The sequence below is a fragment of the Aquaspirillum serpens DSM 68 genome, assembly GCF_000420525.1.
GTDB lineage: Bacteria > Pseudomonadota > Gammaproteobacteria > Burkholderiales > Aquaspirillaceae > Aquaspirillum > Aquaspirillum serpens.
Map to the genome: position 1 here is coordinate 20957 of NZ_ATVC01000033.1, position 8929 is coordinate 29885.

Here is an 8929-nt window from a genome sequence, read left to right on the forward strand (position 1 = left end):
TATTCTATACAACGACTCGGACGGAGTAATCTAAGATGTCAATGGCTGACCGCGATGGTTTCATTTGGTACGACGGCAAATTGGTGGATTGGCGCGAAGCAAACACCCATGTACTGACCCACACCCTACATTACGGCATGGGCGTGTTCGAAGGGGTGCGCGCATATGAAACCGCGCGCGGCCCAGCCGTGTTCCGCTTGCAAGACCATACCGATCGTTTATTCCGTTCTGCCAAAATCTTGGGTATGGATTTGCCTTTCTCGAAAGAAGAAATCAACCAAGCTCACCTAGATGTGGTGAAGGCAAATCAGCTCAAATCCTGCTATTTCCGTCCAATGGCTTTCTACGGTTCTGGCAAATTGGGTGTGGCACCGATGAAAAACGATGTGCGCGTGATTGTGGCTGCATGGCCGTGGGGCGCGTACTTGGGTGAAGAGGGTTTGGAAAAAGGGATTCGTGTCAAAACCAGTTCCTTTACCCGTCACCATGTCAACATCACAATGTGTAAAGCCAAAGCCAATGGCAACTACATGAACTCGATTTTGGCAAACAACGAAGCCACTGCCGATGGCTATGATGAAGCCTTGTTGTTGGATGTGGATGGTTTTGTTGCTGAAGGCTCGGGCGAAAATATCTTTATCGTGCGTAAAGGCAAACTCTATACCCCAGACCTGACCAGCGCCTTAGAAGGCATCACCCGCGATACGATTGTGCAATTGGCGGCTGAGATGGGGTTGGAGTTGATCGAAAAACGTATCACCCGTGACGAAGTGTATAGCGCAGATGAAGCGTTCTTCACGGGCACGGCTGCTGAAGTGACACCAATTCGCGAACTAGACCGTCGCCCAATTGGTGAAGGCGTGCGTGGTCCTATCACCACAGAACTGCAAAAACGCTATTTCGCTTGTGTTAAAGGTCAAGATGAAAGCCATGCTGATTGGCTGACCTATATCGCGTAAGGATGATGGTATGAGTGCTTTGAAAGAAAACCGCGCCAAATACATTGAAGTCAAAGGCGATGACTTGCCCCTACATTGCCCAATGCCCGATATGGTGAAGTGGAATCAACACCCTCGGGTGTTCTTGGCGATTGATCGTAGTGAGAATGGTGAAGTGCAATGCCCATACTGTGGCACTCGCTACAAGCTGGTTGGCCCAGTGAAGAAACATCACTAAGCCGATTGCTTTTTATCATTCCGACCCCTGTCGGTAAGGTGCGGCGTGTCCGCACCTTTTTTGCTTATTACAATGATCAAAAAAATCTTAGTGCTCACCCCTGCTTGGGTTGGGGATGCGGTCATGGCGCAGCCGCTTTATCGTCGCTTGCAACAACGCTCTCCCGAAGCAGTGATTGATGTTTTGGCACCGGCATGGACGGCGGCTTTGCATGGTCGAATGCCAGAAATTCGGCGTGTGATTGAAAACCCCTTTGCTCATGGTCAACTGCGTTTGCGTGACCGCTATCGTTTAGGGCGCGAGCTGGCGCAAGAAGGCTATCAACAAGCCATTGTGTTGCCCAACTCCCTGAAATCGGCGCTGATTCCTTGGTTTGCTGGTATCCCTCGCCGTACGGGTTGGGTCGGAGAAATGCGCTATGGTTTATTAAACGATGCGCGCAAGCTGGATAAAACTGCCTTGCCAAGTATGTTAGAGCGTTTTTTGGCTTTGGCAGAACCACCCAAAACAACAGTGGATAAACCATTGCCGTTCCCTATCCTACAAGCACGGCCAGTTTCGACAGCGGTCTTAGCACGTTATGGTTTGGGATTAGAAAAAACCGTGGTGGCATTGTGCCCGGGGGCGGAATATGGCCCTGCAAAACGGTGGCCGGTGGCCCATTTTGCTGCGGTGGCACAACAGGCGGTGGCGGCAGGGCATCAGGTGTGGATTTTTGGTTCGCCGAAAGATGCCGAGTTTGGCGCGGCGATTCAACAACTTGCCGCATCAGCTGCGGTGGTGGATCTATGTGGTAAAACCTCGCTAGAGGAAGCGATTGATTTATTGGCCTGTGCCAAGGTTGCGGTTTGTAATGACTCGGGCTTGATGCATATTGCCGCCGCGCTTGGTGTTGCCTTGGTGGCGTTGTATGGTTCGTCTAGCCCAGGATTTACCCCGCCGTTAACCGAGCGGGCGAGTATTATGTCATTAAATTTATCTTGCAGTCCCTGTTTTGAGCGGGTGTGTCCGTTAAAACATACTGACTGTTTGCAACAACTTCAGCCAGCCCAAGTGTACCAACAGGTAGAACACTGGCTGCTTGCCTAAAGGCACCGGCAGTATATTAAAGGACAGGATGAGGAATGCTTGTTTCCACCGAAGAAAATTCTCGTCGTATGGAGCTAGTGCGTGCGGCTGCACGTTTATTTCGTGATCGTGGCTATGAACGAACCACGGTACGCGATATTGGTAATGCGGTAGGGTTGCAGTCGGGTAGCTTGTTCTACCATTTTCGAACCAAAGAGGAAATTCTCGTCGCGGTGATGGCGTTGGGGATTAGCAATACGACTGAACAATTGGCTGCTGCGTTGGCCGAGGTGCAACATCCTCGCGATAAAGTGGCCACCTTGATTCGGGTGCATCTGCACTCTTTATTGGGCGAAAACCAAGCTGCACTAGAGGTCATGTTATACGAGTGGCGCAGTGTGTCAGAAGAACAGCGTCCGGGGCTGATTATTTTGCGTGATCGCTACGAAGCGCTGTGGCAACAGGCTTTAGACGAGGCGGCAGCAGTGGGCTTGGTCAAGCCCGATACCCGCTTATTACGCCGCACGTTGTTAGGCAGTTTGCATTGGTCGGTGCAATGGTTCCGCCGTGAAGGGGAATTATCAGTGGATGAATTAGCAGAACGTATGTTAGAGCTGGTGTTGGTTACCAAATAAGGGCGGCAACCTTAGCCGGCGAGTTGTACTTGGTTGCGTCCTTGTTGTTTCGCGAGATAGAGGGCTTCATCGGCTTGTTTGAGTGTTGCGGTAAGACTGTGTTTTGTGACTGCAGAAACACCAATGCTGATATTAAGCCGGAGTTCTCCTTGTGGAGTGGTGACAGGTCGATGCATAAGCTGTTGTCGCACATCGTTTAAACGGCTGACAAAATCACTGATGTTGCCATTGGCAATCGCCGTCACAAATTCTTCCCCACCAAAGCGGGCGGTTAAACCATCGGGAAAATGTTCTTGCAATAACTGCCCGACAAATTGAATGGCAATATCGCCTATATCGTGGCCATAGGTGTCATTAACTTGTTTGAAAAAATCAATGTCACTGATGGCAACACAATATTCGCCTTTGACACGCGCCATCTGATCTAAAAAATGACGCCGATTTGATAAATTGGTGAGCGGGTCTCGATTGGCTGCATGTTCGAGTGCTTGTACATTCTCGATAAATTCAATGTTGCGCGTGATACGACAAAAGAACTCTTCGGGACTGAACGGTTTGTGCATAAAATCGTCTGCACCTGCTTTGATAAAACGGGCGCTGATGACCGGATTAGTCAGCCCAGAAATACCAATAATCGACAAGCGATTATTGCCATACCGTCGCCGAATTTCGCTGGCAAAGCGCATCCCATCCATCCCCGGCATATCTTGATCGGTGAGCACTAAACGAATACTGCGCTCTTGAAGCAACACGTTCAACCCTGCTTGGGCGCTATTTGCTTCGAACACTTGATAATGCTGCCGTTCGAGTAAATGCCGTAGGTAATTCCGCATCAACGCAGCATCATCAACAATTAACACGCCGATATTGGGATTTTTTTGCAGTCGGTTCAGCATCCGTACTACATATTCCAGTGCCGCAGGGCTGTCTTTCGGGACATAGTCCACCACCGAGAGGGCGAGGATTTTATCGCGGATAGAAATGTCGCTGTGTGCGGTCAGGGCGAGCGTCGGAATATTGGCGTCAATCAATAAGGGTAGGATTTCCCCTTCGATGGCATCCGGTAGGCAATAATCAGCCACAGCAGCAAAGAAATCGCCGTCGGTCGCTAAAATCTGTTCCACTTCTTGTAGGTTCATTGCCACCGTCGGGGCAAATCCTGCGGAATAGAGTAATTTAGTCAGACGTTTGAGCATCATCAAACTGTCTTCAACTATCAGCACTTTGGGCCGAATCGTCTCAAAGGGATCTGCGGCGACGTACATGAGTGAGTGAACCTTTGCGGGGAGATCGAGAGAGCTTATCGCAAAAATGATCTATTTATCTTTTGCTGTGTTTTTGTTATTTTATTTTTGTTTTGATTTATTGCAAGTAAATTTTATATTTATTGGGGATGGTGTGCTCACCGCTGCCAAGTCGAACCAGCGGTGAGTGAAGAGACAAATTAGTTCGTTGGTGCTAACAGCCGGTTTAATAGCTGGCCGAGTGGGATGAGTTTGCCATGAAAAAAGTGGCCTGCACCGGGAAAGACCACCACCGGTAGCTGTTGTGGCCGTGCCCATGCCAATACATCAGCTAACGGGATCACCTCATCTTCTTCTCCATGAATCACCAGCGTATCTGGTGGGACTTCGGCGACTTGTGTTTCATAACGGCTCACAGCAGGGCCAAGCAAAATCAACCGTTGAGCTGCAACCCGTTGGCGGACATGACTCATGACAAAACCACCAAAGGAAAACCCCGCCAACACCAACGGCAAAGCGGTCCCATGCTGTTGCTGGGCAAAGTCGATGACTGCTAACACATCTTCTACTTCACCTCGGCCATAGTCGTGTTCGCCCTCGCTGGCGCCCACGCCGCGTAAATTCGGACAATAAACGGTATAGCCAAGCTGTGACAGGCTTTTCGCACAGGTTTGCACCACCTTATTGGTGTGTGTACCCCCTTGCAGTGGGTTGGGATGCGCCACTACCGCAATGCCGCGTGTCGGTCCTTTAGCCATCACAACGATCGTGTCTAACCCACCCACTGGGCCAGCGATGGTGATTTTTTCCGGCATCTTAAGCATGGTCCGCCACTCGCAAGCGTTCAACGATACGATCATGTTGCAGATGTTCAGTCAAAATTTCATCAATATCTTCTTCGTCAACAAAGGTATACCAGACGGCTTCGGGATACACCACTAACAAGGGTCCTTGTTCACACCGATCAAAACAGCCCGCTTTTTGTACCCGAACTCGTCCGCTATCCAGTAAACCCAGTGCTTTTACTTTTTGTTTGGCATAGTCGAGCATCGCACTGCCGCCATGATTGTGACAGCATTGCCGTTCACCCTCGGCACGTTGATTGACACAGAAAAAAACATGATGGTTGTAGTAACTCATCACGGTTACCTTTCTTTATAAAAAAATCGAATTCCTGGGATTGCCCCACGCACTTTAAAACCTCGCTATTTATGGCAAGGATATCAGACAGAAACGGCAAAGCCGTTTTGGGGTTTTGTTTTTGAGGTTCTTAAGCAAGAGAAAATCAATATTTCCTTGACATCCTCCCCGCCCTAAAGAGCGGGGATTCCTACAGCGCTTTGGTCTAGACACAAACCAAAGTCGCTTCGGTGGGTTCCTGCTGCTGGCGGTCTTGCTGCACCACTCACTTCACAGGCGAACTGGGCAAGTCCTGCCCTTTTATTGTTTATGCGGCAGCTAAGATAGCTTGGCCGCGTATTAAAACATTGATTGCACCAACAACATCGGCGTGGTTTTCATAGCCGCATTGCACACATCGCCTTGCTGGTAGCGTTGCCAGCACCTTGTTAAAAACGAACCAACACAAGCCAGCGAAGCGGCACATTTGCTGCTCCGGCTGGCATCAGTTCAAGCTTAAAGGCTTAGACGTGCTGCATGGGAATAGTATATTTTGGTCTATGAGTGGCAACAACGATATTTGACATGGACGGCAGGGCTTGTCGCGCTACGGGTCAAGACTGGCGAGAGGATAGGGATGATGTCAAAATACTAATGCTCAACGCCGCAGACTAAACACCGGCCATACAATTGCTGCAGCCACCAACGCCACACCAGCACAAATCGCCATTAAATTAGCCCAATCGACCCAATACGCTATATCAGCCAAAGTAGAATGGGTTGATACAGGCACTAGCCACAAGCTCAATATGGCTACCACCACAGCAACCATCAGCGTGGGTCGAATAGCAGCCCGCCATTGACATTTTTTTCGTTGTAGAGCTCGACCATATACCAGTGCCAATACCAACAACAATACCACTACAGCAGGCAAATACATCCACATCAGTTCATACACAATATTCAACGTCAGCCAAATTTCATACATGATATTTCCCCTTGTTTGATTTAATTAAACACGGCCTTTTAATACCGATAAATAAGCTGGTTTTAATAAGCGATATTTCATTAACCAAGCCATCCAACTGTCTTGTAATGGTTCGATCATTGGTAAAGAAGGTGTTAAATTGCCATCACCATCGAACTCAATTAACAAAGCAGCTCCCTCTCTCAGCAACAAGGGGCAGGAGGTATAACCGTCAAATTCAAGAGAAGGCGATTTACCTGCCATGACATCTAACAAATTTTGTACCACAATCGGCGCACTCTTTTTAATCGTAGCCGCAGTTTTGCCGCGTGGCGTGCCATTGATGTCGCCCAAACCAAAGATGTTTGGGAAACGCTTATGTTGCAGTGTTTTTTTATCCACCTCCAACCATCCCCCTTTTGCCATTACACCTTCTGTGCTGGCGAGAACGCTTTGCCGAATTACATCTGGCGCACTCATCGGAGGTACAACATGAATAAAATCATATTCGCGTTGTTCAATTTGACCATTAGGTAATGAAAAGCTCGCTTTACGGGCCGCAATATCAATAGCAGTTAATTGATGTTCAAAATTGACTGGAATATCGAGACCTCGCCAACGTTTTAATACTTCATCGTTAATCACTTTTACACTAAAAATATTTTTCAGCGCGGAATAAAAGTCGATCTTTGACGCTTGACGACTCCCAGCTTCACGCAACCGACTATCTAGCATAAAGGTCATTTTCAAGGGTGCTCCAGCACACTTCAAAAAGGTATTAGGCAATGTCATAATGGCCTGACCACCCTTTTGTCGAAACTGATCCATCGCTTTCCATGTAGCTTCTGCCGCATCAGGACTGTAATACACGCTCCCCAACCCGTTATCACCAATCGCTTTGACATCCATTCCCTCAATAGCGCCATAGTTCAACTGCAAACCAAGGGCAACTATCATATAGTCATATTCGATCGTTTTTCCCGACTCGGTACGAACGCGATTTTGTTCTGGCTCAAATTCGATTGCCATTTCTTGAACCCATTCCACACCGGAGGGAATAAAATCACGATTGCGATCGCGTACTTTGTCTTTTGGCCATACCCCAGTCGCTACTAGCGTATAACCGGGTTGATAATTGTGCTCTTGTTTACGGTCGATAATCGTAATCTTGGCACCATCAAGTTCACGATGTAAGCGATTTGCCGCCGCTAACCCACCTAGACCACTGCCAATAATGACAATCTTCGCCCGAGTCTTTTGTTGATTTTTAGCGGGGGCTTCAGCCTGAGCTGTTGATAACAAAGCACTTGAGGCTACCGCCGAGAACGGCAGTAAGGTAGAACCTAATTTAAGAAATTGACGTCGGCTAGGGTCGGGGTGCGATAAGCGTGATTCATCAGAAGCCATGTGTGTCTCCTTTGTCGTAACTGGTGGAAGGTATCGCAGTCTTTTTTGTTTTTTATACTAAAATACATTATATTTACAGATATAAAGATTGTCTCTAATAATCGATGTTGCACAGCAACTTTAGAGACACTGTTACCACCCCTCAAAGGAGCGCATTGTGCTGAAAACAGCTCATGACTTAGTCGAGATTGCTAAACAGCAAATCTGTGAAGTCGCACCGCTTGCAGTGCAACCGTTATTACACAGTTCAACACGTATTATTGATGTTCGAGAACCAGATGAATATGCCGCAGGCCATTTACCAGGCGCAGTGAATATTCCGCGAGGGATGTTGGAATTTAAGGTGAGCGGTGAAGCGGATTGGCAAAATCCAGAACAAGCAGTGTTGTTATATTGCAAAACCAGTGGCCGAGCGGCACTGGCAACCTGCGCTTTACAAAGCTTAGGATTTACACAGGTGCGCTCTATGGCCGGTGGATTTGATGCTTGGCAGGCAGCCGGTCTACCGATTGAGAAACCAGCATTACCGAAGTTTGATTAAGCATTTATTTCAGCAACGTTAGGAAAAACCATGTCGTTACCTCAGTCTTATCCAGAATTATGTCGTGATGTCTCTGGCGTTTTACGCACATTTACCAAAAATCAACCTGAAACCATCGGTGCTTTCTATCAAATGGCAAAGGCGGCAGGAGCCGATGGTGTTTTAGATAAAAAGACCAAAGAATTTGTTGCGTTGGGAATCGCGATTGCGGCGCGTTGTGATGACTGTATTGGCTTTCACGTCAAAGCATTGATTGATTTGGGTGCAACACGGCAAGAAATCGAAGAAGTGTTAGCAACTGCAGTTTATATGGGTGGCGGCCCATCGCTGATGTACGCTTCTCATGCGCTGAAGGCGTTTGAGCAGTTTACTGCTGCATAGCAACAAAAAGCCCCGAATATCGGGGCTTAATTATTTTTTCTTTGGGGTAAAAGCAAAAGCCCCTGACACGTTGAGTATCAGGGGCTTTTGTAATGGGGGGCTTGGCGGAGACCTACTTTCACACAGGGATCTGCACTATCATCGGCGCTGAGTCGTTTCACGGTCCTGTTCGGGAAGGGAAGGGGTGGTACCAACTCGCTATGGCCGCCAAGCAAAAAGGGGTGAGAAGAAGTAAAGAATTGGGTTAGATTGTGTAAGTGTCGCTACTTATAGGATCAAGCCACACGAGCAATTAGTATCGGTTAGCTTAACGCATTACTGCGCTTCCACACCCGACCTATCAACGTTGTGGTCTTCAACGACTCTTTAGAAGGCTTAAAGCCTCGGGGAA

The 8929-nt window shown here is 48.2% G+C and carries 11 protein-coding genes and 2 rRNA genes; 6 read left to right on the forward strand and 7 right to left on the reverse strand.

Annotated features, from left to right (window positions below; all coding sequences use genetic code 11):
- Nucleotides 1–35 precede the first annotated feature (35 nt).
- The 4 genes from G465_RS0107810 to G465_RS0107825 all read left to right on the forward strand — a co-directional run bounded on the left by G465_RS0107810 (nucleotide 36) and on the right by G465_RS0107825 (nucleotide 2879).
- Nucleotides 36–959 (forward strand): branched-chain amino acid transaminase, encoded by a 924-nt coding sequence (locus G465_RS0107810; protein WP_022653931.1) that lies wholly within the window; start codon nucleotides 36–38, stop codon nucleotides 957–959.
- A gap of 10 nt (nucleotides 960–969) precedes the next feature.
- The gene (locus tag G465_RS0107815; protein ID WP_022653932.1) at nucleotides 970–1176 is read left to right on the forward strand and encodes a zinc-finger domain-containing protein; all 207 of its coding nucleotides are present in this window, start codon (nucleotides 970–972) and stop codon (nucleotides 1174–1176) included.
- Between the two features lie 72 nt (nucleotides 1177–1248).
- Nucleotides 1249–2265, forward strand: coding sequence for a lipopolysaccharide heptosyltransferase II (gene waaF, locus G465_RS0107820; protein ID WP_022653933.1), 1017 nt, complete (start codon nucleotides 1249–1251; stop codon nucleotides 2263–2265).
- A 35-nt stretch (nucleotides 2266–2300) separates the two neighbouring features.
- Complete coding sequence (locus G465_RS0107825) at nucleotides 2301–2879, forward strand: TetR/AcrR family transcriptional regulator (RefSeq protein WP_022653934.1); 579 nt, start codon at nucleotides 2301–2303, stop codon at nucleotides 2877–2879.
- Nucleotides 2880–2890: 11 nt separating this feature from the next.
- Here the strand turns inward: G465_RS0107825 and G465_RS0107830 are convergent, their stop codons facing one another.
- From G465_RS0107830 to G465_RS0107855, 5 genes are all read right to left on the reverse strand, one after another.
- On the reverse strand, nucleotides 2891–4144 hold the full coding sequence (locus G465_RS0107830) for a GGDEF domain-containing response regulator (RefSeq protein WP_022653935.1): 1254 nt from the start codon (nucleotides 4142–4144) through the stop codon (nucleotides 2891–2893).
- A gap of 179 nt (nucleotides 4145–4323) precedes the next feature.
- On the reverse strand, nucleotides 4324–4947 hold the full coding sequence (locus G465_RS0107840) for an alpha/beta hydrolase (RefSeq protein WP_022653937.1): 624 nt from the start codon (nucleotides 4945–4947) through the stop codon (nucleotides 4324–4326).
- Nucleotides 4940–5263 (reverse strand): (2Fe-2S) ferredoxin domain-containing protein, encoded by a 324-nt coding sequence (locus tag G465_RS0107845; protein WP_022653938.1) that lies wholly within the window; start codon nucleotides 5261–5263, stop codon nucleotides 4940–4942. Before G465_RS0107845 ends, G465_RS0107840 begins: the two co-directional genes overlap by 8 nt.
- A gap of 637 nt (nucleotides 5264–5900) precedes the next feature.
- Entirely contained in the window at nucleotides 5901–6230 is a 330-nt protein-coding gene (locus G465_RS0107850; RefSeq protein ID WP_022653940.1) for a DUF5368 family protein, read from the reverse strand.
- 24 nt (nucleotides 6231–6254) lie between these two features.
- A complete protein-coding gene (locus G465_RS0107855) occupies nucleotides 6255–7616 on the reverse strand; it encodes an NAD(P)/FAD-dependent oxidoreductase (RefSeq protein WP_022653941.1) in 1362 nt (453 codons plus the stop codon).
- A 157-nt stretch (nucleotides 7617–7773) separates the two neighbouring features.
- On the opposite strand from G465_RS0107855, the gene G465_RS0107860 reads away from it, so the two are divergent.
- Entirely contained in the window at nucleotides 7774–8157 is a 384-nt protein-coding gene (locus G465_RS0107860) for a rhodanese-like domain-containing protein (RefSeq protein WP_022653942.1), read from the forward strand.
- A gap of 30 nt (nucleotides 8158–8187) precedes the next feature.
- Nucleotides 8188–8538 (forward strand): carboxymuconolactone decarboxylase family protein, encoded by a 351-nt coding sequence (locus G465_RS0107865; protein WP_022653943.1) that lies wholly within the window; start codon nucleotides 8188–8190, stop codon nucleotides 8536–8538.
- 99 nt (nucleotides 8539–8637) lie between these two features.
- On the opposite strand, the gene rrf is transcribed toward G465_RS0107865, so the two are convergent.
- Together rrf and G465_RS0107875 are read right to left on the reverse strand one after the other, a co-directional pair.
- Nucleotides 8638–8750 (reverse strand): 5S ribosomal RNA (rrf, locus tag G465_RS0107870).
- Between the two features lie 59 nt (nucleotides 8751–8809).
- Nucleotides 8810–8929, reverse strand: a 23S ribosomal RNA gene (locus tag G465_RS0107875); the annotation flags it as partial.

Excerpts from the sequence above, each read along its gene's own strand:
- G465_RS0107815 (WP_022653932.1), top strand. The coding sequence starts at position 970 with ATGAGTGCTTTGAAAGAAAACCGCGCCAAATACATTGAAGTCAAAGGC.
- G465_RS0107850 (WP_022653940.1), bottom strand. The coding sequence starts at position 6,230 with ATGTATGAAATTTGGCTGACGTTGAATATTGTGTATGAACTGATGTGG.
- waaF (WP_022653933.1), top strand. The coding sequence starts at position 1,249 with ATGATCAAAAAAATCTTAGTGCTCACCCCTGCTTGGGTTGGGGATGCG.
- G465_RS0107825 (WP_022653934.1), top strand. The coding sequence starts at position 2,301 with ATGCTTGTTTCCACCGAAGAAAATTCTCGTCGTATGGAGCTAGTGCGT.
- G465_RS0107810 (WP_022653931.1), top strand. The coding sequence starts at position 36 with ATGTCAATGGCTGACCGCGATGGTTTCATTTGGTACGACGGCAAATTG.
- G465_RS0107855 (WP_022653941.1), bottom strand. The coding sequence starts at position 7,616 with ATGGCTTCTGATGAATCACGCTTATCGCACCCCGACCCTAGCCGACGT.
- G465_RS0107830 (WP_022653935.1), bottom strand. The coding sequence starts at position 4,144 with ATGTACGTCGCCGCAGATCCCTTTGAGACGATTCGGCCCAAAGTGCTG.
- G465_RS0107840 (WP_022653937.1), bottom strand. The coding sequence starts at position 4,947 with ATGCTTAAGATGCCGGAAAAAATCACCATCGCTGGCCCAGTGGGTGGG.
- G465_RS0107865 (WP_022653943.1), top strand. The coding sequence starts at position 8,188 with ATGTCGTTACCTCAGTCTTATCCAGAATTATGTCGTGATGTCTCTGGC.
- G465_RS0107845 (WP_022653938.1), bottom strand. The coding sequence starts at position 5,263 with ATGAGTTACTACAACCATCATGTTTTTTTCTGTGTCAATCAACGTGCC.